Source organism: Fictibacillus enclensis, from assembly GCF_030123385.1.
GTDB classification, from domain to species: Bacteria; Bacillota; Bacilli; order Bacillales; family Fictibacillaceae; genus Fictibacillus_C; species Fictibacillus_C enclensis.
Window position 1 is genome coordinate 3,486,775 of sequence record NZ_CP126109.1, and the last position, 22,188, is coordinate 3,508,962.

Below are 22,188 nucleotides of genomic sequence, written 5' to 3' on the forward strand. Positions count from 1 at the left end.
TAATTTAGATTTGTGTATTTTCAATAATGCTTGTAATTCCTAATCCGCCTGCAATACATAAGGTGATCAAGCCATACCGCTTGCCTGTCCGCTCGAGTTCATAGAGAGCTTTTGTGGCCAATATAGCACCGGTGGCTCCGATCGGGTGTCCGAGTGCAATCGCACCGCCATTCGGGTTGACTTTATTGATATCGAGCTTCAATTGTTTAATAACTGCCAATGATTGGGCAGAAAAAGCTTCATTAAGCTCAATAACATCGATATCCTCCAAGGAAAGATCTGCCTGTTTAAGCGCTTTCAAAGTAGCGCTGACAGGACCGATTCCCATGTAGTCGGGAGAGACACCAGAGGCAGCCTGGGCGATAATGCGCGCTTTTGGAGTTTTATCAAGACGGTGTGCTTCTTCTTCTGACATCAATACGAGTGCAGAGGCCCCGTCATTTCGGCCGCTTGAGTTGCCGGCTGTAACGGTTCCGTTTTCCTTGAACACCGGCTTGAGCTTGGCGAGCTTTTCCATCGAGGTTTCCCGCGGATGTTCATCTATTTTAAACTCCATCACCCCTTTTTTGGTCTTCAGCTGATAAGGAACAATTTCTGTTTCGAATTTTCCGCTTGAGATCGCGTTTCTTGTGTTTTCCTGGCTGCGTAAAGCAAATTCATCCTGCTCAGTTCTTGAAATATTATATTTTTCCGCCAGGTTTTCAGCGGTCAATCCCATCGTTAGTCGGCCATAGTCTTCCACTGGCTGTGAACCCGGCTGGCTTTCCGTGTTCGGATCCAGCAGCTGGCCGTTGCCCGACTTGAGACCAAAGCGAATGTTTCTCATGTAATACGGTGCAGTACTCATGGATTCGGCACCGCCTGCAATAACGACATTGGCCAGTCCGCATTGAATTTGCTGAGCAGCAGAGTTAATGGCCTGTACACCCGAGCCGCATTGCCGGTGAACGGTGTAGCTGGGGACCTCAACAGGAAACCCTGCCCGGAGGGAGGCCACCCTGGCGAGGTTGGACGCATCCGAGCTTTGTTTCGCCTGGCCCAAAATGATTTCATCGACCATATCTTTTGTTATACCTGCCCGCTGCACCGCTTCTTCCAAAACCGCTGTTGCGAGGAAATCTGCCGGTACGGTTTCCAGTGCACCGCCAAGTTTTCCAATGGCGGTCCGGACAGCGTCAATAATGACTACATTCTTCAAATCAGGTCCCCTCTTCCAAATTGTCTTGATATCGTTGATGTGCTGTTTTTAACGCCACGATGACGGCCTGCTGTGAAGGAGCCAGAAAATCCTTAGCAATCTTTTCAATCAGTGGCTGAATCTCTTTGCTGAAATCATAGCCAATGACCATGCGCTTAAAGAATTCCTGTGCAAGCTGCGTTAAAAAGGCGAATTCAGCATTGATGATGATGTGGGTTTCTTTATGGATTTCTAGGACGATGCCTGCGTACTTGTAATTTTCATACATGCTCGTATTTTGCGGGGCTTTGGCATAGGCGGTAATCAGCAACGTCGGCATGCTCAACGCAATCACTTCCTTTCAAAGATCGTTTTAAATGGTGCTTCCCACGAATTCCCTTGCATAATGCTTAATTTTTTCTTTGTCCACTTCCAGTCCAAAACCAGGTCCTCCCGGTATTTTCAGTTGGAATTTTTCATAGTCAAGATCATTTAATGTAACATTGTCCTTAAACAGCAGCGGACCAAAAAGCTCTGTTCCAAAACTCATCTCCGGAATCGTGGAATAAAGCTGGGCGCAGATGGCTGTCCCGAGCGTCGATTCAATCATCGTCCCTCCATACAGCGGAATGCCTGATGCTTCGGCAATGGCAGCGATTTTCTTGGTCGCCGTCAATCCACCTGCTTTAGCCGGCTTTAATGCAAAAACATCTGCGGCCCGGTGTTTGGCGATCTGATAGGCATCCTGAACGGTTCCCAGTGATTCATCAGCCATCACCGGTACTTTAAACCGGGAAACCAACCGGGTCATTCCTTCATTGTTCCAGGCGGCAAGCGGCTGTTCAATCAAATCCACACCGCCTGCTTCCAGAGCCTCAATGCAATAGAGTGAAGTCGCCTCATCCCATGCCTGGTTCACATCGACGCGGACACTGGCTTGATCCCCCACCGCCGCTTTGATCTTAGTGACATGTGCCACATTTTCCTTCGGATCTCCCTTTCCAATTTTCAACTTGAAGATGTTATGCTTTTTCAGTTGCAGGCAGTTCTGCGCTTCTTCGATGTCTTTGCCGGTATCTCCTGATGCAAGGGTCCAGGCAACGGACAGCGAATCATGGCATTTGCCGCCAAACAGCTCATATGCTGGTATGTTTTTCGACTTTGCGACCAGGTCAACGACAGAAGATTCAACCAACGCTTTGGCAAAATAATTGCCTTTCACATTCGTGCTGATGTAGTGGGAAAGGGCATCAAAGTTGGTAGGGTCCTTTCCAAGAATCAATGGTGTAATGTATTTTTCGGCGGTTAATTTTATCGATTCCGGGCTTTCCTCGCCATACGAAACCCCTCCGATGGTGGCTACTTCTCCCCATCCTTCCAGGCCATCGGTGCTTTTTACACATGCCATCACAATCGTCTGAGTGACGATCGTGTGCATTGAAAGGTGATGGGGACGAATGGTCGGCAAATCAAGAATATATACATGGAGCGAATGAATCTTCACAGTGCCCCCTCCTTCAGGCGGATGGAAAACTCCGCTTCTGTTTTTTCTTTTACCTCATCAAGGGTGGCACCCGGCATGAGTTCCACAAGCTCCAGCTTTTTCTCCTTCACTTCAAAAACGGCCAATTCCGTAATGATCATATCCACACTTCTTGTAGACGTAATTGGAAATGTGCACTCTTTTAACAGCTTGCTGCTGCCATCCTTCGCCGTATGCGTCGTCGTAACGATGACCTTTTTGGCTCCGACGAGCAGGTCCATGGCACCGCCGACTCCCATGATATTTTTTCCTGGAACGGCCCAGTTCGCGATCTTACCCGATTGGTCCATCTGCAGCACACCGAGTATGGCGACGTCCACGTGTCCGCCGCGAATCATGCCAAATGATTCAGCACTGTTAAAAAAAGAGGCACCGATCGTTTCACCGACCGGCAGCTTGCCGGCGTTCACCAGGTTCGGATCCTTGTTTTCTTCGTCTACATCCGTCACGCCGAGCAACCCGTTTTCGGTGTGAAAATAGACTTGTTCATCATCAATATACTTTGCAACCAGGGTGGGAATCCCAATCCCGAGATTTACCACACACGGTCCGTTAAGTTCCTTTGCCGCCCGTCTTGCAATGGATTCCTGTATTTCGTTAGCCATGAGAGACAACCCCTTCGTTTGTGAGAATCTTGGATGCCAAAAGGATGCCATCAACAAAGAGATGCGGCGTTACAATTTCTTCTGGAGACAATTCTCCCGGTTCCACAATCTCATCAACCTCTGCAATGACCACATCTGCGGCGGTCGCCATGACCGGATTGAAATTTCTGGCCGTTTTGTAATAGACAAGATTTCCAAGCGTATCGGCTTTCCAGGCTCTGATCAGTGCCACATTAGCACGGATGGCCTGTTCAAAAATATACCTTTCGCCATTGATTTCGCGTTCTTCCTTATTTTTGGCCAGTTCCGTTCCGACGCCTGTTTTGGTGTAATATCCTCCGATGCCGGCCCCTCCTGCCCGGATCGATTCTGAAAGGGTCCCTTGAGGGAGAAGCTCCAGTTCAATTTCGCCTCGTTGGTAGGCATCCCCGACATCCCGGTTGCTTGTGAAATAAGAGCCGATTCCTTTTTTGATCTTTTTCTGTCCCAGCAAAATCCCCAGGCCCTTGCCCTTTTCACCAAGATTATTGCTGATGATCGTTAAATCCTTTACATCCTTGTTTGTGAGCGCATCGATTAATGTTAGTGGAGCACCAATCAGTCCAAATCCCCCGACCATGATCGTGTCACCCGTTTTAACGGCTTCAAGAGCTGACGTGCCATCCGGCAGCAATTTTGTCATGTTAATCATCCTTTGATTTCGGTTAATGAATCACTTGCTTCAAACCACGCGGGAATTCCTGCGGTCAATAAGCAGATGAATCCTGTATCTGCAAGCTCTTCTTCGGTTGCTCCGCACTCCCTTGCCTTCTCCATCCATTTACCGGCCTGTTTTCCCTTTAGTTCTGTAATATAAATACCTGTCATTAAAATGTGTTTTAGCTTTTGGGCAACTACAGCCTCACTTAAAATGAAGCTATCCACTTCCTGCTCTTCACCTTCCCTGATCAGGTTAAGCACCTGTTGAGCAAATGCGGAGTCCTCATTACCCAGCAGCCCGATCATGTGAGACATCAGTTCCTCTGTGGTGTGCTCACCCGCTGCCAGAGGGGTAAAGTCCCGGTCCTTCAATGTAAGAGCGTATTCCAGTGACTTAACACCTGTTTTAAGCGCCCCGTTACCGTTATACAGGTAAGGAACGATGAGATACTCGGCAAGCTCGGAAAGGGTTGCACCATAGTCCAGCGCTCCTTTTGTGTGATAGATCATGCTTCTCTCATATAATCGTGCAGCATTCATGCCCACAAGAAGAATGTCTTTTTCCTTTCTTGATAATGCTCCGTCCTGCATGATGTCGCTGCGCAAGCTTGTATAATGGTCCAATGCGGCCGGCCGGTAATCATGCATTTTCTGAACCCAGCCGGGAACCACATCGTACACTTCCTTAAAGTAGGATAACCCTGTCGCCATCTGCCTCACCTTCCTGTGATGTATTACCTTGAATAAAATCAAAGCGTTTTCATTGTTGCCAACAAAAAAGGCCGTCTTAAACATTACTATCTAAATATTAGATAGCAAGTGTTCAAGACAGCCGGAAGTTCACTAGTTTAGTATTAAAAAAGGGCATTTTTTAATCGCTAATGAATAGGCAATCATTTTTAATTACCATTATAGTACAACAAAATTCCGAAGATTACAACAATTGATTGTGCACTTTGCTAGCTATTTTTGTTAAGAAAGTCAAAATCGCTTTATTGATTTCTTCACGGTTTTCAAACACCATAGTATAATGGTTGCAGTCTGATGTTACATTTTCAAGATCTTCAATGTGCTTTCTGGTCTCGTCATAAGCTTCTGCATAAAAGAGCGGCGGAAACGTGCCGATCGCCCCGCTGGCATGGACGAGCAAAACCGGGCAGGTTACTTTTGAACAGATCTCCTCCGGCACAAAGGAATAAAAGCTATTAAAATCAGATTCAATGGCCACCTCTGAAGACTTGTTCTCCCAATGTCCATTCACTTCATGTGTCTCATATTCTGCCACACTTTTCAAATGATCCGTCCAGGTGACACCAAGGCGTCCATAGATTTCCTTAAGCTCTTTGATATATTGTTCCTGAGTTTCATAGGTTTTACTCAGCCTGCCAAGGGATGGCTGCACAATATCCCGCTGCTGCTGAGTGCATGCCGCAGCCCCATCCAGTAATATCACGCCTTTCACGTCCTCCATCTCGCTTGCGACTACAGCTGAAATAAAAGCTCCCATGGAGTAACCGAGTAAGAGGGGTTCCTCAATTTTCAACTCTTTAATGAGTGAAATGATATCCTCCGCATGCTGAAAAAGACTGGTGTTCTCATCTGCTGCTGAACTGTTTCCTCTGCCTCTCAAATCCACCGCAATGACGCGGTAATCCCCTTTGAGCTTTTCGGCATAATAGTGCATTTGTTTATGATTGCCGGTTAATCCATGAATGGCAATGATCGTGCCCTTGCTCCCTGGATAGTCCGCATACTGCATGGTTCTTGTACCTAATGATAGTTGTTTAAGCTGCATGATTTCACTCCGCTCTTTCGGTATTTTTATTGGCGATTCCCAAGCCCTTGCCACCTTTTCGCTTCATTACGCACGATGCCAAACTGGTCGAGCATCCTGTACACCTGATGATCAATCAGGTCCTCGAGTGTTTCCGGAAGATTATAGAAAGCGGGCATCGGTGGAAAGATAATCGCTCCCATTCTTGAAAGCTCCGTCATGTTTTCCAAATGAATCGTATTTAACGGGGTTTCCCTTGTCATCAACAGCAATTTCTTCTGTTCCTTCAGCATGACATCCGCTGCTCTTGAAATCAGGTTATCTGCCAAACCGATTCTTATTGAAGCCAGCGTCTTCATACTGCATGGTGCGACGATCATGCCATCGATCCGGAACGATCCGCTTGAAATTCTTGCGGCCTGATCTTTGTTCGAATAGAAAAAATCGGCCATTCCTTCGACGTCTTTAATAGAATAGGAGGTTTCATGTACAATCGTCGTCCTCGCCCAAGAAGAAAGCACAAGATGCGTTTCCACTCCCGCTTCCTTCAATTTTTCAAGGAGACGGATTCCAAATACCGCACCCGTTGCTCCGGTGATCGCTACAATGATTTTCATCAACTTTTGAATAAATCCGGAGCAAAGCGGCTCGGATCCACTTCTTTAAATTCTGCCCGTTTAAAATGTTCCTTTAGATGAAATGGCACGGTGCAGTCGAAGATCATTTTGCACGAAACCCCTTTTTGATGGATGGTATGACTGTATTCCGGGCTTTGTGAAGGATCGAGCGGATGGCAGCGGACCCCTGGCAGCATCATCGTATCCACATCACCCTGAAAACGGGTATTCAGGGCCCACATCACATCGTTGCTGTCAAAGAGATCCACATCCTCGTCCACGATGATAATATGCTTTAACTCGGAAAAGGCGGAAAATGCTAGCAGTGCAGCTTGCCGCTGGCGGCCTTCGTCTGCAGGAAGGCTCTTTTTAAACTGCAAGACCGCCATGTATTTCCCTCCGCCGGATGAATGGGCATACACGTTTAAAAGTTTTCCCGGCATGGCTCGGTCCACCATTTGCAGTATGCTGGCTTCGGTTGGAATGCCTGCCATATTGACATGCTCTTCACTTGGTCCGATGACCGTCTGCATGATGGGATTTTTGCGATGGGTTACAGCCTTCACTTTGATCAGGGGAAGCTCCGCTATTGCAGGCCCTGTGTAACCCGGAAATTCAGGCATAGCTTTGCCTGTGTTTGTATTCTGATCTTCCCTTACCCGTACGTTTGGAATCAGCTCGCCTTCAATTACATATTCCGCATTGGCAATCGCTTTTTCATCGATAGTCAGGCAAGGAACCAGTTCCACCGCTTCTTTCCTGATGGCTCCTGCAATGCTTAATTCATTGAAGCCAAGCGGCGTGGTTGGCGGTTCAAAGCAAGCCGCAATTTCAATCGCCGGATCTACCCCGATGCTGATCGAAATCGGCAGCGGTTTTCCTTCTTGTTCTGCCTTAAGCCGGTACGTCTCCAGGTGCCTGCCGGGAACAAAGTACATCGACATTTCGTCTTTGCTTTGCAGGCATAGTCGGTGAATGGTCACGTCCGACTCTGCTGTTTCGGTATCTGATGCATAGCACATGCCCATTGTGATATAAGGCCCTGCATCCTCTTCCGTGTTGGTTGGAGCAGGAATGAGCTTGCGGATATCAAATCCGGGTTCGTCCGCATAATGCACCACTTCCTGGGCCTTTGCTTTTTCATTCGGGATGGTTACCGGCTGTATGGGCGCTTTTACCGCTTCATTCAGCAGGAAGCCAAGGCGGTCCGCCGGTGTATCAAGCAGAAGGCCGACGCGTTCTCTGCTTGCGAGCAGCCCGATGATAACACTAGCATCCTCATGGCCTATAACATGATTAAACAGCATGGCAGGACCGATTTGCGTCGGCCGTTTGACCGTTCCCCCTGCACCGACATGACGGTAGACGCCTGAAAGCTCCGCATGCGGATCCACCGGTTCGCTTGTTTCAATCAACTGCCCTGGAACCGTTTTCAAAAGTTCGAGAGCTGACCTTAAGTCTGTTACTTTTACCTTGGTTATTGCAGGCATAGTAAAACCTCCCAGTAATTTGTCTATACCTTTATGGTAAGGTGTATAACAGCTATACAGTCAATAAAAACATCAAACCATTTTTTCTACAGGAATTTGCAGCTGGCAAAAATCTACATTCTGTTCGGTTTCATAAAATGTTGTATCAAGCAGACAGGCGTCTATGACATCTCCTGTAATCCGGTAGCCCTGTTCCTCTATCCACTGAACCAGTTCCTTCAGACATTGCGTCTCATAAGGCATCCCATATTTATACATGCAGGCATACTGCCCCGCTGGCAAAATCCTGAGTTGTTCCGTAACCGTATCGTCCAGAGGAAGCGCTGTAAAAATGCCCGCTCCCTTAAAAACCTGATTGGTTCCCAACTGGTCTTTCAAAATCAGAGTACCAAACCCATCTGATGGAAGCATTTCCTGTTGGCTGAGGATATGCCAGGCTTTCATGAGTGTAACGTGAAGCTCCTTTCTGCAAATCTCATTTTCAAAAGGAACGAACACGACCTTCCTCTCCGGAAATTGCTCAATGACCGGCTGATCCAGATCACTTTTAAAACGGGAAGCCTCCGAATATTTCCCCAGCCTCTGCTGAATGAACATTTTTGCTTTTTGCAGCGAATCGATCTCCCGTTGAAGCAAGTCATGATGATATTCCAATAAAGAGATAGCAGAAGTCAGGTTGCGGTTCCCGATATGCTCTTTGATATCATTCAGCTTAATGCCGATGGATTTTAAAAAGCAGATTTCACGCAAAAACGGTATCTGCTCTGCCGCATAAAAACGATAACCGTTTTCATCAATATGTACAGGCTGAAACAGCTCAATCTTATCATAATAAATGAGGGTTTGCCTGGAAACTCCATGAATGGAAGCCATTTCGCTTATTGAAAAATACCGTTCCAAAACGATTATCTCCTTTTTTATTTTGTTTGTATTATTTTGATCAGCATGTTCGATACCAATAATGTTCCTGCATTTTCAGCTTTCTGTTCTCCATTATAAACAAAATTAAAAATATTTACTAAATTCATCTAAATATTCCTTTACAAGAATATTCCTATTTAGGTATATTAGTAATGAAAGGAGACACCTGATATGAGCGCGAACATCAATGCCACCTTATCTGCACTTGCCGAGCCTAAGCGCCTCCAGATTGTTGAGCTATTACGTGAAGGTCCCCTTACAGTAGGGGAGATCGCAGAAAAGCTGGAGCTTCTCCAACCTCAGACGTCGAAACATCTTGGTGTTTTAAATAAAGCGGGTCTTGTTGAGGTCAAAGCTCAAGCAAACATGCGGATTTACAAGCTTTGCCAGCAGCCGTTCAAAGATTTGGATGGATGGCTTACCTCCTTCGAGCATGTATGGGAGGAACGATTTGACCGTTTGGATGAGTATTTGCAAAAGCTTCAAGGAAAAGACTGATCCTCGTTTCAAGAAAAGCAGTGACTAACCATTTAGGAGGAAAATGATCATGTCCCACTCTTTAAAAACGAGCACTGAAGGCCGAGTATTAATTGTGGAGAGAGTCTTTGACGCTCCAAGAACTCTTGTTTTTCAAGCCTTTTCTGATCCCAAACACCTGGCGAACTGGTGGGGGCCAAAAGGCTGGCAGACAGAAATACGGGAATTTGATTTTAAGCCGGGCGGTGTGTGGTATTACTGCATGAAGTGCACGGACAAAAATCAGGAAGAGTTTTACGGACAGGAATCCTGCGGGAAAGCATTTTACGAGGAAATTTCCGCTCCTGAAAGGCTTGTTTATAAAGACACCTTTGTAGACAGCGACGGCAATCTCATGGAGAACATGCCTGAGCTTTTGATTACGATGGAATTTGTTGAACAAGGCGACAAAACGAACGTCATTACGCGGACCACTTTCGCAACGGAAGAAGCACTGCAGCAGGTCAAAGAGATGGGCATCATTGAAGGTGTTACCTCCCAATATGAACGGTTGGATGAATTTTTGGAAAAAGAACTGGTTGATCAATAATAAGCATAAACAAGAGGCCGCATACCTTTCATGGTACTCGGCCTCTTGTTATTAGCTCAATAGATAAACTCTCGTTTCATACGGCTGAAGGGTAACCTGCTTAGGAAGTGTGGTGTCTGCCTCCTCGTAATTGTTCAGCACCAATTGTGATGATTCAAATACCAGATCGTCCGGCACTTCAAATTCAGAACGCTGGTCACTGAAATTGTTGATGACAATGGCACACTTGTCATCAAGTGTGCGCGTATAAACAAAGAGTTCAGGATGATCCTGCTGCAACAATTCGTAGACGCCGTATACCCAGATTGGATTGTCCTTGCGCATGCTGATCAATTTTTTGTAAAAGCTTAAGATGGAATCCGGGTTGTTCCATTGTTCTTCCACATTAATTTCTTTGTAATTCGGATTAACGCCCAGCCATGTTTGATCCCCAGTGGTGAAACCTCCCATATGCTCGGCATTCCATTGCATTGGGGTACGGGAATTATCTCGCCCTGTTTTCCAGATGATGTTCATGATCTCGTCATGCGAGCGGCCCTTCGCCGTTTCGATGCGGTAATAGTTGACCATTCCTACATCATTGTAGTCTTCTATCGAAGGAAACTGAACGTTGGTCATGCCTATTTCCTGGCCCTGATAAATGAACGGTGTTCCTTTCATAAGAAAGTACAGGGCCGCCAGCATTTTGGCGCTTTCTGACCAATAGTTCTGGTCATTCCCCCATGTGGAAACACGGCGAGGCTGGTCATGGTTTTCGATGAAAAGCGCATTCCATCCTCTTCCCTCAAGCCCTGTTTGCCACTTGCTTAACACCTTCTTCAGCCCAGCAACATCAATGCCCTCTTCCGCATCTTTATCCCAAAGGTCCAGAAACTCGAACTGAAAAATCATATTAAAATGGCCATTGTCTTCGCCGACCCATTTTTCAGCTTCTTCAATTTTTACACCATTGGCTTCTCCAACTGTCATAACATCGTATTTCTTAAATGTTTTTTGTGAAAGCTCGGTGAGCCATTTATCAATGCCTTCCACGTTCATCATAAACGGAAAACAGGAGACACACTCCAGCTCGTCAGGATTCTCCATATCTGGAAAGCCCGGTTCTTTTTTGATGTGTGAAATGGCATCTACGCGGAAACCGTCGATTCCCTTTTCAAGCCACCAATTCACCATGTCATAAAGGGCATCTTTCACCTCCGGATTCTCCCAGTTCAGGTCAGGCTGACGTTCGGAGAAAATGTGCATGAAATATTGGTCGGTTTGTTCATCATACTTCCAGGCTGGCCCGCTGAAAATGGACTCCCAGTTGTTTGGCGCTTTTCCATTCTTTCCATCACGCCAGATATACCAGTCCCGCTTTGGATTATCTTTGGAAGAACGCGATTCAATAAACCATGGATGCTCATCACTCGTATGATTGATCACCAGGTCAAGGATCAGCTTCATGCCCCGCTTGTGCACTTCCGCCAGCAGCTCATCAAAATCTGCCAATGTACCGAACTCATTCATTATGTCCTGATAATCCGAAATATCATAGCCATTATCGTCGTTTGGTGACTTAAACATCGGGCAGAGCCAGATGACGTCAATCCCAAGTTCTTTTAAATAATCAAGCTTTGTTGTTACGCCTTTCAAATCCCCGATTCCGTCGCCGTTGCTGTCCATAAAGCTGCGGGGATACACTTGATAGATGACACTTTCTTTCCACCATATTTTGCTCATGTCAAACCTCCAACTTTTCATCAAAAACTTTTACCTGTCCATTTTACATTTTAGAGAATCAACAGCGTAATGAAACGGCTTACATTGACGGATAAGGTGGAATATATTGAACCCTGTATTCCATGGGTTAACGGCATTGAATCCCTGTTGCCGCAACCAATAATTTCCTTTATAATAAACTTACAAAATATTCTAATAAGGGGAGATATTAGATGAGTACGTCGGAACGCTTGGTGAACCCTCCATTCTTTTATGATGGAAGGGGTAAAGCTTCTGCTGCTGTAAAAAACAGAGCCAGCTTGGCCAAAAAACAGATCGTCTCTGCTGCCGCAAGAAAATGCATTGGAGCCAATCCTTATCTCACCCAGACGGAAGACACAGTGATTTTAGAATGGAAATGAGCACTTAAACGTTGAAGACCTTTCTGTCAGAAAGGTCTTCTTAATGAGCAATTTTATAGTTTGAAACTCTCTAATTGTGGTCTGTTCTCTTCCCGCCTTTTCCTTAAACCCTTCAGAAGTAAGGAGATAATATGATGAATTTCACGAATACATTAGCTACAGGATTAATGGTGAGTTTATTAGGAATCATATTGTTGTTTAATAGTATGACTTTTGGTGATTCACTAGCAACTAACTGGCTAACTGATCAAGGCGGAAGTGATCCTGATCATTTCAACATCATCTTAAAAAGCTACATCAACATTTTCATTATTTTAGGCAGTGTGCTGTTTGCATTTGGTTTTTCTTCATCAGCTTTTCAATCATCAAGTATGGTGAAAATAAGGGAGTTGAAAAACCATGAAAACATGTTGGACAATGGGGGATCCGCTTTTTTGATCGGTGTTTACGTTCTTATTATGAAGGACTTTTTAACAAGCTAAATGCAAAAGAAGAGGGGCTCTCCCTCTTCTTTTCTTGTGCAGCAAACACTTATTTTACTGAATATTGATCGCGGTATTCATTCGGGGTAATGCCCTCTACCTTTTTGAATACTTTGCGGAAATATTTATCATCCTGATAGCCGATCATGTTCGCAATTTCATAGATTTTCAGGTCACTGTTTTTTAATAAGGATTTTGCTTTGTTCATGCGGATTCTTACCAAATAATCCGAAATGTTAACATTGAGCTCCTGCTTGAATTTCCTCGAAATATACTCCCTGCTGATGTAAAAATGGTCCGAAATTTCCCGAAGTTTTACATCCCGGTCAAAGTGGGACTGCAAATACTTTTCAATCTCATGGATGATGTTGCCCTTTTGTTTTGAAGCCTTCTTTACTTTTTTCAGGAAGACGGAAATTTCCCGGCGGATTCTTTTTTTGTAGTCTTCCAGATTAAACGTGCCCCCGGCATCAAAATAGGGATCGATCCGCTTTTCAATGCTTTCACTTGAGCCGATCGGAATATTGTAATGCTTGAACCATATGTTGCTGATCACCTGATATTCGTTTTCAAAATGCAGCAACTGCTTCAATGACAAATATCCGTTCTCGGTAAAATCGTTTGTCACATCCTCAATGAGATCGTCAAACGCTTCAATTCGTCCAGCCATCATGCCCCCTTCAATGTCGGAACTATAAGACATCAGGCTTTTCGGTGAGATAACTTGAACCGTATCCGGTCCATAGACCCGCTTTTCTTTCCGCTCCAACAGATTACTCGAAAGCAGCACTTGCTTGGCATGGTGATACGATTGCAGCAACCCGGCGGTACCAGTAACTGCTTCCCCGATGGCAATCGGGCAGGAACGATTCAATACCTTCTTCAGTGTCTGATGAATCTGGGACAGACGTTCCTCGATTTGGTCGAGCATGTTCCAGAAAATCATAACAATTTCGCCTTTGCTGGAGAGGTAGCGGAAGCCGATCCCGCAGTCACACTCCATAAGAATTTCATTGATCACATTTAAAATTGTAAAGTAAGCAAGATCTCTGTCTCCCTGAAACGATTTAATCGTTTTGCCATCCAGCCGCATAAGAGCAACCATATAGGTTTGAGACAATTGAAAGCCAAGCTCTTTGTACAGCTCATCCTTGATACTGTCACTGCTTACAAGCTGGGTAAGCTTCCGGTCACGAAATACAGGTTTCATTTCATTGATCATTTGGTAGCTGCTATCCTTGCTTTTGCGATCAGCTTCTTCTTTCTTCCATTCCTCTACTGCGTTTTTCAACGTTTGATTCAGGATTTCCGGATCAATTGGTTTAAGAAGGTAGTCGTAGCTCCCAAAATGAATTGCTTTTCTCATATAGTGATAATCATCATAACCGGTTACCACAATGGTTTTGCTTTTCGGCTGATTCGCCTTAATCCATTCAAGAAGCTGCGTGCCATCCATCTTTGGCATTTTCATATCGGAAAATATAATCTCTGGCCGGTGCTCTTGAATCAAACGAATGGCATCTTCCCCATTTTCGGCTTCATAAAATTCACCGATACCGTTTTCTTCCCAGGCACCAAGCAGCCGGATTCCATCCCGGACGTGTTTCTCATCATCAATAATCAAGACTTTCATGATTGTTTCACCTCTTTTGGCATTACCCTGGGGATCTCAATGGTCACTGTAAAGCCTCCGGCATCCCCGCTTTCCACCGACATTTTTGCCTGATTGCTGTAATAGATCTGAAGCCGATCATAAATGTTTTTTAACCCGATGGCTTCGCTGCGTTCTTCTTCAGATGGACTTTCCTCGAAAAGCGCACCCTTCAAGTCCTTTAATTGCTGCGTATCAATGCCCCTTCCGTTATCGCTCACGGACAGCTTAATTTTTTCTTCATCCATGGCATGCGCTTTGATCGTTACGGCCGCTTCCTCGATCTGCTGGTCAAAGCCGTGCTTGAAGCTGTTCTCCACAATGGGCTGTAAAATCATTTTCGGAACCAGAACCTGTTCCACTTCTTTTTCAACCTGAAGCTCATATTCAAATTTGTCTTCGAACCGCTGTTTTTGAAGCACCAAATACGATTTTACATGCCTCAGCTCCAGGTTCAATGGAACAACATCTTCTTTCATGTTCATGCTGTACCTCATGATGTTGGATAAGGAGGTTAACAACGAATAGACAGACGCAGCATTCGATTTAAGGGCCAGCGTACCAATCGACTGAAGTGCATTGTAAAGGAAATGAGGGTTGATCTGAGAACGCAGCACCCTGAGCTGAGATGATTTATTTTCAATCTCCAGTTTGTATTCCCTGTCGATTAGCTGATTGATCTTGGTGATCATCGATTTGAAGTTGCGGCCAAGCATGCCGATTTCATCATTCCCCAACGAATCGAAGTCAGCTTCGAGTTCCCCATTTTCCACCTTTTTCATGTTGTTGCTTAATACTTTTATCGGCGCGGTCAGTTTAAGTGAAACAAATAATGTCGCCAAAAGTACGATGATCAACGTTATAATGCCGATAAAAATATTCATCAATGCGGTTTCCCTTGCGCTCTGATAAAGAACGTCATACGGAATTCTTTTTACAATATACCAGTTTTTATATGGAGCCGAAAAACGCTCGTACACAATCTCTCCCGAAAATTTCTTGTCCTGCCATTCCAGGCTTTTGCTGCTTTTATCACTGCTCTTTACATGGTCGAACCATTTTTCTTTATTTTTGTTCCCAATTTGTTTTTCATTGGACGAATAAACGATATTCCCTTGGTCATCCATAATGTACAGATCTTCAACACCCTTTGTATACAGCCGGTTTGACAGGGAGCTAATCTTTGAAAGGTTAATATCAATCGACAGGAAGCCAAGAAACTTATCTGAAGGAACGTCACGGATAATATTATGAAAGCTCAAGACTTTTTTCTTTTCAGAGTCTGGGATATCTGACAAATGATTATAAGGATAAATTTTATGCGGCGGCTCAATGATGGAAAACGTGCTGCTCTTTTTCAATTGAGCATAATACGGATGTGAAAAAATGTTCTCATACTTCCCTCTTCCGCTGATGGAAGAATGAAAATTGGTATACGAATCTTTTTCTTTATCGATATACAGATGCATCTGTTCAATTTCTGGACGAGTATTAAATAAATAGGCGAGCAGCCGTCGAACCTCTTCCTGGTTGTTGTTGAAGTCGGCCGATACTCCCCCCCTCATTACATTCATAAAAGGAGTATACCGGTATAAAACCGTTCCCATATCTGCGACTTCATCAAAGTATGCAGCCAGGTCCTCTTCCCCTTTTTGAATTAAATCATGGTTTGTGGAAACAAAGCGGTCATTGAGAGCTTGTGTGGTTTGATAATACGTGACGGCAATCGAGGTTCCAAACGGAAGCACGGTTGCTACAAGCAATAAGATGATGAGTTTCTTTCGGATCCCCCACTGCATACCAATTTGGTCAGCTATACTTTCGGCTAACCTTCCTCCCTTGAATTATATTGCTTACAGATTTTTCTTTATTGTAGCATAACCTTCTCATTCCTTGATTCAAAAATCACTGTTCAATATTTTCCACCCTGTTGGTCAATGTAAGCCGTTTCATAAATTTCAGGAATCCCTAAAATAAAAGGTACGGGAGGTGCTTTATGTGAATAGTCAGACGAAAGCTACAAATCTTCAAGGCGGTGCCTTACAAAAAAACACCAACGTATCAAAGCCTGTTTCCATGGCTTCCAAGAAAAAATGGAAAGATGCAGGATTATTCACTCTTTTTGTCGGCCCTGTTCTGTTAGCGTTTACAATAATCGTTTTAATTCCTTTCTTTACCGGGATCTATTACGCCTTTACCGATTGGAACGGAGTAACAGGGAATATCAATTGGGTCGGATTCGATAATTTCAAATACTTATTCACGGAAGACAAGCAATTCCAGGCTTCGTTTCTGCTGACCGCTAAATACACAGTCGTTGCCATTATACTTACCAATGTGATTGGATTTGCGCTTGCCATTCTGGTCACACAAATGCTAAAGACAAGAAACATTCTGCGTACCGTATTCTTCATGCCGAACTTAATCGGCGGATTGCTTTTAGGCTTCATCTGGCAGTTTATTTTCGTCAAAGGATTTGCATCCATCGGACAAATCACGGGTATTCCACTTTTTGAAATGGCCTGGCTTGGAGATGCAAAAACGGCGTTTTGGGGAATCGTGATTGTCAGTGTATGGCAGGGTGCCGGCTACATCATGATCATCTACATTGCCGCTCTGCAGAATGTTCCTCAGGAAATCGTGGAAGCTGCCCGTATCGATGGTGCCAACCGATGGCAGATCCTCCGCCATATTACCATCCCGATGGTAGCACCAGCGGTAACGATTTGTTTATTCTTAACCACTGCATCATCATTCAAAATCTTTGATGCCAACCTGTCCCTGACGAACGGCGGGCCGTTCAAGTCAACCGAGATGCTGGCACTGAACATTTACACAGAAGCCTTTGTTAACAACCGTTACGGAATTGGTGAAGCGAAAGCGCTGATCTTCTTCATCGTTGTTGCCGCCATTACGGTCATTCAGGTTATGTACACGAAGAAAAAGGAGGTTGAATCGTGATGGAAAACAAATATACGGGCAAAACATTCATTGTTGAAATCCTTGCGATTCTGCTCGGCCTGCTCTTTTTGGTTCCTTTTTATTACGTAATCTCAAATTCTCTGAAGCCGTTCGCCGAAATCCTGACCAATACCTCGGCGCTTCCCAAGGTCTTTCAATTTGAGAACTATGTAAACGCATTCGAAAAGCTGAACTACTTGAAAGTATTTTCAAACTCACTGATCATTACGGTCGCCAGCAACGTCGTTCTTGTGGTCTTCTGTTCCATGGCCGCCTACATGCTGGTCCGGACCAAAAAGAAAATCAGCAATATCATTTTCATGATGTTTGTTGCAGCCATGATCATTCCGTTTCAGTCCATTATGATTCCATTGATCAAAACAGCCGGAACATTCGGCCTTCTCAACAGCATCTGGGGACTGGTCATCATGTATCTTGGATTCGGATCCGGGATGACGATCTTCCTGTATCACGGCTTTATTAAAGGAATTCCAAAAGAACTGGAAGAAGCAGCAATCATCGATGGATGTTCCCGATTCGGGGTATTCTGGAGAATTGTGTTCCCGCTGTTAAAGCCAATTACAGTAACCATTGTGATCCTGAACAGCCTGTGGATCTGGAATGACTTCCTGCTTCCGTCACTTGTTCTGCAAAATCCGGAATTACGAACTGTACCGCTCGCTACGTTCTTCTTCTTTGGACAGTATACGAAGCAATGGGATCTGGCACTTGCCGCTTTGATCCTGGGCATCATTCCTTTGCTCATTTTCTTCTTCTCCATGCAAAGGCACATTATTAAAGGTATTACCAGCGGTTCCATCAAATAAGGTTATTCTTTTTTCAAACTATAAATGAATCATGTTCAGGAGGGTAAAATCATGGTTAAAAACATGAAAAAGTTTTCATTAGCAGCAGGTGTGCTTTCCGCGTCACTTCTTTTTACAGCAGCTTGTTCCAGTGATGGTGCATCAGGAGACAAAGCAAGCGGAAGCAAAGGCGACAAAGTCGTCATTGATATGTTCCAGGGCAAAGTAGAAATTGCCGACCAGCTTAAAGCATTGACCGACCAGTATACAAAAGAACATCCAAACGTTACTTTTAACATTGAAACCGTAGGCGGAGGTGCAGACGGTGGTGCAGCTCTAAAAGCGAAGTTTGCTTCCAACAAAGCGCCTGATATTTTCACCAGCTCTGGCTATCAGGATGCCGTCACATGGAAAGACAAACTCGAAGACCTTTCCGATCAGCCATGGGTAAAAAATGCATATCCAAATGCATTGAAGCCAATGACTCTGGACGGAAAAGTGCTTGGCCAGCCGGTAAACCTTGAAGGCTACGGATTTGCATACAACAAGGAATTGTTCAAAAAAGCAGGAATTACCAAGCTTCCTACTACATTCTCTGAGCTGGAAGCCGCAGCGAAAAAATTAAAAGCCAAAGGCATCACACCTTTCTCAGTCGGTTACGGCGAGTGGTGGGTGCTTGCAAACCACGGCTTGAATGTTCCGTTGGCTTATCAGGAAAGTGCAGACAAAAACTTTATTAAAGGTTTGAACGAAGGAAAAGCAAAAATCGCAGACAGCAAATACTTTGACGATTATTTCAAGTTGCTTGATCTGACGATTAAGTATGGTAATAAAAACCCGTTAACTACAGACTACAACACACAAGTAACCCTATTTGCCAGCGGTGATGCAGCAATGATCCAGCAAGGTAACTGGATTCAGCCGATGATCGACAAAATCACGACGAACATGAACGTTGGTTTTATCCCAATGGCACTGAACAACAATGCAAAAGAAGCAGATAAGCTCATGGCAGATGTACCGAGTAACTGGGTTGTATACAATAAAGCTCCTGAGGCTGATAAAAAAGCAGCAAAAGACTTCTTGAACTGGATGGTTTCTTCTAAAGAAGGAAAAGAAGCGTTGACGAAGGAATTCAAATACATCCCTGCCTTCAAGAACATTGACGCAAAGGCAGAAGATATCGGACCACTTGGCGCTGAAATCCAGAAGTACTCCAAAGAAGGTAAAACGTATACTTGGCAGTTCATGAAATATCCTGATGGTGCTGGGCAAGAATTTGGATCTGCTCTTCAAGCCTATGTTGGCAAGAAGAAATCAGAAAAAGAAACATTGGAAGCACTTGATGCTACATGGAATAAGTTAAAGAAATAATAGAAAATCAAAACCCCTGAAGCTGAGCTTCAGGGGTTTACTTATTGATCCTGATCATTTTTTCAGACAGAAAAAAGGCAAGCGTCGCAATAAATAACGTTCCGATGAAAAAAGAAATCCGGCCAAACACTTGATAACCCACGGTTTTGCCCTGGTCCATGATTTCCGGTGAGTAACCCGCCGTTAGAAAAAGGCCGGATACCAGCTGCAGTAATAGGTATCCAATAAGAAACAGGCCTATAAATACCAAGAATCTTTTCATGATCCCCCTCCTTATGTACGTATACGAAATAAACGTAAAACCGTTTCATAGGAATAACCTGAAAACGTTCTTTCGCCATATACCAGGCCGTAGTGCTTGCATCGAGAGCGATTTGGTCTCCCGGCTCAATCCACTTGACCGCCTCACTCGTAATCTTTTGCTTATCTACGGAATGGATAATTTCCGTTCCTGATAAGAAATCTCCGATTGATCTTTTTTCAATGGAGAGCGCCCCCATGGCTCCGACAAAGGAGATGTACCTTTTCCAATTTCTCCAGGTCTCTTCTGATCGTTTCCTCTGTCACAGAAAAGATCTTGCTCAGCTCATTCACCCTGATGCTCATTCATTCGTGCTACAAGCATTGTCTGCACCTACTTTATTTCTGTTTATTTGTTTTTGTTTGGACAGAACAAAAACACCAGCCGTCTTTTAAGACAGCTGGTCTTTTCTCTTATTGGCGCTCTTCTTTTTCTGTATTTCTGTCATCCTTCATTAAGGTTTTCATATCAATCTTAAGCATCCGGTCTCTTGGATAAGAACCTGTATACCGATATTTGTTCGCGCCCGATTCAAAAGAAACATACAGATCACTTTTTACGAGTACGGCTCCCTCTTTCATAGGGATAGCCGTAATACTTTTGACCGGCTTTGCATTTTCCCCGTCAAGGAACCAAACAGGCACTTCTTTTCCCCCAACGGTTACATATTCATGCGGTTCTTCTTTCATCGGGTCATTATATCGATACAAAACACTGTCATTCGCCCGCCCGTAAGACGTGACCAGAGAAATTCCCTTCTTTTGGACGATCGCTCCCTGTACCTTACCGATCGTGGAAAAAACATAGTCTGGTTTTGCGGGCTCATTGCCTGCAGGGTCCCACTGCTCGTGAGTCAGCATATCCGTATTCGGTCTTAGCTTGTAACCTACCATCCAAGCAAATTGCATTTCACCGGCCCGGTTTACGAGATGATGAGAGGGATCGGTAGGATAGGCGTTTGGCTCATAAAACTCACCGACCCACAGAATCTTTTTGTCATCATCATAGACATCATAAGCCGCTTCTACGGGTACCGGGATTTCATTTGTGAACGTTAGCTCATCATTATTTTGAGCGGCGGCAATATCGTCAACATCCAATGTAAATAGAGATTCTTCGGAGGATATCCATACATGGTCCATACTTACGGTAACACCCCCTGCGTGTCCGGTGTAAGGTGTCCCGTCCTGATTGTAGAGCACCAGTGACTTTACTAGTTTTTCAGTAGTAGCATCAACGACACAAAGTGTTCCTGGTCGGCCATCGTCCAAATAATTGATGGTAAACAACCAGTTCTTTTTCTTATAATAACCAATTCCCTGGGGAACGAGGTCCTCTGCCAGTCCGGGGATGACAGGGCCGTCCTTGGAAATATCCCATAGTGTTTGATAAGCGGGATTTCTGTCATTGGATGATCTTTCGGTTTGCGTGATCAGCTGATGATCAGGCTGAACGCGCAATACGGGAGATTTCGGTGATTCATTTCCCGAAGTATCTTCAGCCGTGATCTGGAGATCATAATTGAGATGGCCAATCAGGGCAGACAATCGGAATGTAGTTTTGGACGGATCAACCGAATATTCGAGATTGCCATTTTTGTAGATATTATAACGATAGAGATCTGTTTCTCTATTGGGACTCCATGTTAGATCGATTTCACCGTTTCCTGCCTGTGCCTGAATACCTGCCGGAACAGCTGGTGCCGCGTCATCCAGTTTCGGTCTTGCCGGAGCTTGTCCTGATACCACCCATCCTGGTGTCGGCGTTTGGCTGCCTGCCAAGGTTTTCATCGTGTTGCTGCCATCTGTCGGATAGCCGAGCGTAATGGACTTGTTTGCACTTACCTGGCTTCCGGTGTACTTTGCTTTTACGATCTCTTTTCCACCCGGATCGTAAACGGAGACTGTCTGGTTGTTACTGTTTACCAGTCCGCCAACATTTTCTATTGGTTGTAGATGATCTTGTTGTATGTATTTACTTGAATATGAGGAGAAATAAAGGTGGTTAAAGCCTTCCAGCGTCAGGGGCTTCACTTCCTGTCTTCTTGGCCAAAACAACACGGTATCCCACGGAGCGATTTTAATCGAATTCTCAATCGTCGTATTCCAGTTGCTAGAAGCAATATGATAGCCTTGAAGATTGATCTCCTGATTGCTGTTATTATAGATTTCAATGTACTCAAACGCATCATATCCCGCATAATTGTCCGTGTCCGGAACGACTTCTGTGATCAGCAAACGGGGGATTGCACTTTCAGCCGCTGCCGGTTGAATGGAGTTCAACCTTAAATCCGTACCCAAGCCTATAGCACATGCCATCATACAAATCAGCCACTTCCTGCCTTTCATTCCTGTTCCTCCTCTAAATTTTTTGCAACCAGATAACCTCCGACAACACGAAAAACCCCATGACCAAATGGTGTGCCGCTCCTTTGCAGTACACATCTGTTCACAGGGTTCTCCCATATCTCTACCCGTACGGATATTAAAGTTGTTATCTGATTATTCACAATCATACCTAGATGTTAATTGTTTTACAACAGAAAATTGTTCAATCCATTGTTTTAAACACCACAAAAAATTACGTTGACAGACTTAT

General features: G+C 44.6%; 22 protein-coding genes and 1 pseudogene. 7 read left to right on the plus strand and 16 right to left on the minus strand.

Annotation, left to right across the window (positions count from 1 at the left end):
* Positions 1-4 precede the first annotated feature (4 nt).
* The 10 genes from QNH15_RS18270 to QNH15_RS18315 form a co-directional block, all read right to left on the minus strand.
* Complete coding sequence (locus QNH15_RS18270) at positions 5-1,198, minus strand: thiolase family protein (protein ID WP_061972382.1); 1,194 nt, start codon at positions 1,196-1,198, stop codon at positions 5-7.
* Between the two features lies 1 nt (position 1,199).
* Entirely contained in the window at positions 1,200-1,517 is a 318-nt protein-coding gene (locus QNH15_RS18275) for a DUF3870 domain-containing protein (RefSeq protein WP_283895642.1), read from the minus strand.
* A 33-nt stretch (positions 1,518-1,550) separates the two neighbouring features.
* Positions 1,551-2,681 (minus strand): muconate cycloisomerase family protein, encoded by a 1,131-nt coding sequence (locus QNH15_RS18280; protein ID WP_283889605.1) that lies wholly within the window; start codon positions 2,679-2,681, stop codon positions 1,551-1,553.
* Positions 2,678-3,325 carry a 3-oxoacid CoA-transferase subunit B gene (locus QNH15_RS18285; protein WP_061972380.1) on the minus strand — a complete coding sequence of 216 codons (648 nt, stop codon included), beginning with the start codon at positions 3,323-3,325 and terminating at the stop codon, positions 2,678-2,680. The genes QNH15_RS18280 and QNH15_RS18285 overlap by 4 nt, the downstream gene beginning before the upstream one ends.
* The gene (locus tag QNH15_RS18290) at positions 3,318-4,007 is read right to left on the minus strand and encodes a CoA transferase subunit A (RefSeq protein WP_283889606.1); all 690 of its coding nucleotides are present in this window, start codon (positions 4,005-4,007) and stop codon (positions 3,318-3,320) included. Before QNH15_RS18290 ends, QNH15_RS18285 begins: the two co-directional genes overlap by 8 nt.
* A 5-nt stretch (positions 4,008-4,012) precedes the next feature.
* Complete coding sequence (locus tag QNH15_RS18295; protein ID WP_061972378.1) at positions 4,013-4,735, minus strand: carboxymuconolactone decarboxylase family protein; 723 nt, start codon at positions 4,733-4,735, stop codon at positions 4,013-4,015.
* A 223-nt stretch (positions 4,736-4,958) separates the two neighbouring features.
* Positions 4,959-5,819: an alpha/beta fold hydrolase gene (locus QNH15_RS18300; protein WP_283889607.1), complete on the minus strand. Its 861-nt coding sequence runs from the start codon at positions 5,817-5,819 to the stop codon at positions 4,959-4,961.
* A gap of 26 nt (positions 5,820-5,845) precedes the next feature.
* On the minus strand, positions 5,846-6,415 hold the full coding sequence (locus QNH15_RS18305) for a non-oxidative hydroxyarylic acid decarboxylases subunit B (protein ID WP_283895643.1): 570 nt from the start codon (positions 6,413-6,415) through the stop codon (positions 5,846-5,848).
* The gene (locus tag QNH15_RS18310; protein ID WP_283889608.1) at positions 6,415-7,905 is read right to left on the minus strand and encodes a UbiD family decarboxylase; all 1,491 of its coding nucleotides are present in this window, start codon (positions 7,903-7,905) and stop codon (positions 6,415-6,417) included. Before QNH15_RS18310 ends, QNH15_RS18305 begins: the two co-directional genes overlap by 1 nt.
* Positions 7,906-7,977: 72 nt before the next feature.
* A complete protein-coding gene (locus QNH15_RS18315) occupies positions 7,978-8,805 on the minus strand; it encodes a MerR family transcriptional regulator (protein ID WP_061972375.1) in 828 nt (275 codons plus the stop codon).
* 192 nt (positions 8,806-8,997) lie between these two features.
* On the opposite strand from QNH15_RS18315, the gene QNH15_RS18320 reads away from it, so the two are divergent.
* On the plus strand, positions 8,998-9,324 hold the full coding sequence (locus tag QNH15_RS18320; protein ID WP_061972374.1) for an ArsR/SmtB family transcription factor: 327 nt from the start codon (positions 8,998-9,000) through the stop codon (positions 9,322-9,324).
* 49 nt (positions 9,325-9,373) lie between these two features.
* Positions 9,374-9,892, plus strand: a complete 519-nt coding sequence (locus QNH15_RS18325) for an SRPBCC domain-containing protein (RefSeq protein ID WP_283889609.1) — start codon at positions 9,374-9,376, stop codon at positions 9,890-9,892.
* A gap of 51 nt (positions 9,893-9,943) precedes the next feature.
* Here the strand turns inward: QNH15_RS18325 and QNH15_RS18330 are convergent, their stop codons facing one another.
* Entirely contained in the window at positions 9,944-11,614 is a 1,671-nt protein-coding gene (locus tag QNH15_RS18330; protein WP_283889610.1) for a glycoside hydrolase family 13 protein, read from the minus strand.
* A 212-nt stretch (positions 11,615-11,826) separates the two neighbouring features.
* On the opposite strand from QNH15_RS18330, the gene QNH15_RS18335 reads away from it, so the two are divergent.
* On the plus strand, positions 11,827-12,015 hold the full coding sequence (locus QNH15_RS18335) for a hypothetical protein (RefSeq protein WP_283889611.1): 189 nt from the start codon (positions 11,827-11,829) through the stop codon (positions 12,013-12,015).
* A gap of 131 nt (positions 12,016-12,146) precedes the next feature.
* Positions 12,147-12,497, plus strand: coding sequence for a hypothetical protein (locus QNH15_RS18340; protein WP_283889612.1), 351 nt, complete (start codon positions 12,147-12,149; stop codon positions 12,495-12,497).
* Positions 12,498-12,546: 49 nt separating this feature from the next.
* Here QNH15_RS18340 and QNH15_RS18345 read toward each other — a convergent pair whose 3' ends face one another.
* Entirely contained in the window at positions 12,547-14,130 is a 1,584-nt protein-coding gene (locus tag QNH15_RS18345; protein ID WP_283889613.1) for a response regulator, read from the minus strand.
* Positions 14,127-15,947 (minus strand): sensor histidine kinase, encoded by a 1,821-nt coding sequence (locus QNH15_RS18350; RefSeq protein WP_283889614.1) that lies wholly within the window; start codon positions 15,945-15,947, stop codon positions 14,127-14,129. The genes QNH15_RS18345 and QNH15_RS18350 overlap by 4 nt, the downstream gene beginning before the upstream one ends.
* 277 nt (positions 15,948-16,224) lie before the next feature.
* On the opposite strand from QNH15_RS18350, the gene QNH15_RS18355 reads away from it, so the two are divergent.
* The 3 genes from QNH15_RS18355 to QNH15_RS18365 are packed head-to-tail and all read left to right on the plus strand — an operon-like array spanning position 16,225 to position 19,289.
* Entirely contained in the window at positions 16,225-17,109 is an 885-nt protein-coding gene (locus tag QNH15_RS18355) for a carbohydrate ABC transporter permease (protein ID WP_090236856.1), read from the plus strand.
* On the plus strand, positions 17,109-17,936 hold the full coding sequence (locus QNH15_RS18360; RefSeq protein ID WP_090235172.1) for a carbohydrate ABC transporter permease: 828 nt from the start codon (positions 17,109-17,111) through the stop codon (positions 17,934-17,936). Before QNH15_RS18355 ends, QNH15_RS18360 begins: the two co-directional genes overlap by 1 nt.
* A 51-nt stretch (positions 17,937-17,987) precedes the next feature.
* On the plus strand, positions 17,988-19,289 hold the full coding sequence (locus QNH15_RS18365) for an ABC transporter substrate-binding protein (RefSeq protein WP_283889615.1): 1,302 nt from the start codon (positions 17,988-17,990) through the stop codon (positions 19,287-19,289).
* A 37-nt stretch (positions 19,290-19,326) separates the two neighbouring features.
* Here the strand turns inward: QNH15_RS18365 and QNH15_RS18370 are convergent, their stop codons facing one another.
* From QNH15_RS18370 to QNH15_RS18380, 3 genes and pseudogenes are all read right to left on the minus strand, one after another.
* Positions 19,327-19,551, minus strand: a complete 225-nt coding sequence (locus QNH15_RS18370) for a hypothetical protein (protein ID WP_283895781.1) — start codon at positions 19,549-19,551, stop codon at positions 19,327-19,329.
* Between the two features lie 219 nt (positions 19,552-19,770).
* Positions 19,771-19,895 (minus strand): annotated as a pseudogene (locus tag QNH15_RS26230) (DeoR family transcriptional regulator); the annotation flags it as partial.
* Positions 19,896-20,003: 108 nt separating this feature from the next.
* Entirely contained in the window at positions 20,004-21,938 is a 1,935-nt protein-coding gene (locus QNH15_RS18380) for a lamin tail domain-containing protein (RefSeq protein WP_283889616.1), read from the minus strand.
* Positions 21,939-22,188: the final 250 nt, after the last annotated feature.

Excerpts from the sequence above, each read along its gene's own strand:
- QNH15_RS18275 (WP_283895642.1), bottom strand. The coding sequence starts at position 1,517 with ATGCCGACGTTGCTGATTACCGCCTATGCCAAAGCCCCGCAAAATACG.
- QNH15_RS18285 (WP_061972380.1), bottom strand. The coding sequence starts at position 3,325 with ATGGCTAACGAAATACAGGAATCCATTGCAAGACGGGCGGCAAAGGAA.
- QNH15_RS18290 (WP_283889606.1), bottom strand. The coding sequence starts at position 4,007 with ATGACAAAATTGCTGCCGGATGGCACGTCAGCTCTTGAAGCCGTTAAA.
- QNH15_RS18295 (WP_061972378.1), bottom strand. The coding sequence starts at position 4,735 with ATGGCGACAGGGTTATCCTACTTTAAGGAAGTGTACGATGTGGTTCCC.
- QNH15_RS18300 (WP_283889607.1), bottom strand. The coding sequence starts at position 5,819 with ATGCAGCTTAAACAACTATCATTAGGTACAAGAACCATGCAGTATGCG.
- QNH15_RS18305 (WP_283895643.1), bottom strand. The coding sequence starts at position 6,415 with ATGAAAATCATTGTAGCGATCACCGGAGCAACGGGTGCGGTATTTGGA.
- QNH15_RS18310 (WP_283889608.1), bottom strand. The coding sequence starts at position 7,905 with ATGCCTGCAATAACCAAGGTAAAAGTAACAGACTTAAGGTCAGCTCTC.
- QNH15_RS18320 (WP_061972374.1), top strand. The coding sequence starts at position 8,998 with ATGAGCGCGAACATCAATGCCACCTTATCTGCACTTGCCGAGCCTAAG.
- QNH15_RS18325 (WP_283889609.1), top strand. The coding sequence starts at position 9,374 with ATGTCCCACTCTTTAAAAACGAGCACTGAAGGCCGAGTATTAATTGTG.
- QNH15_RS18330 (WP_283889610.1), bottom strand. The coding sequence starts at position 11,614 with ATGAGCAAAATATGGTGGAAAGAAAGTGTCATCTATCAAGTGTATCCC.
- QNH15_RS18335 (WP_283889611.1), top strand. The coding sequence starts at position 11,827 with ATGAGTACGTCGGAACGCTTGGTGAACCCTCCATTCTTTTATGATGGA.
- QNH15_RS18340 (WP_283889612.1), top strand. The coding sequence starts at position 12,147 with ATGATGAATTTCACGAATACATTAGCTACAGGATTAATGGTGAGTTTA.
- QNH15_RS18345 (WP_283889613.1), bottom strand. The coding sequence starts at position 14,130 with ATGAAAGTCTTGATTATTGATGATGAGAAACACGTCCGGGATGGAATC.
- QNH15_RS18350 (WP_283889614.1), bottom strand. The coding sequence starts at position 15,947 with ATGCAGTGGGGGATCCGAAAGAAACTCATCATCTTATTGCTTGTAGCA.
- QNH15_RS18355 (WP_090236856.1), top strand. The coding sequence starts at position 16,225 with ATGGCTTCCAAGAAAAAATGGAAAGATGCAGGATTATTCACTCTTTTT.
- QNH15_RS18360 (WP_090235172.1), top strand. The coding sequence starts at position 17,109 with ATGGAAAACAAATATACGGGCAAAACATTCATTGTTGAAATCCTTGCG.
- QNH15_RS18365 (WP_283889615.1), top strand. The coding sequence starts at position 17,988 with ATGGTTAAAAACATGAAAAAGTTTTCATTAGCAGCAGGTGTGCTTTCC.
- QNH15_RS18370 (WP_283895781.1), bottom strand. The coding sequence starts at position 19,551 with ATGAAAAGATTCTTGGTATTTATAGGCCTGTTTCTTATTGGATACCTA.
- QNH15_RS18380 (WP_283889616.1), bottom strand. The coding sequence starts at position 21,938 with ATGAAAGGCAGGAAGTGGCTGATTTGTATGATGGCATGTGCTATAGGC.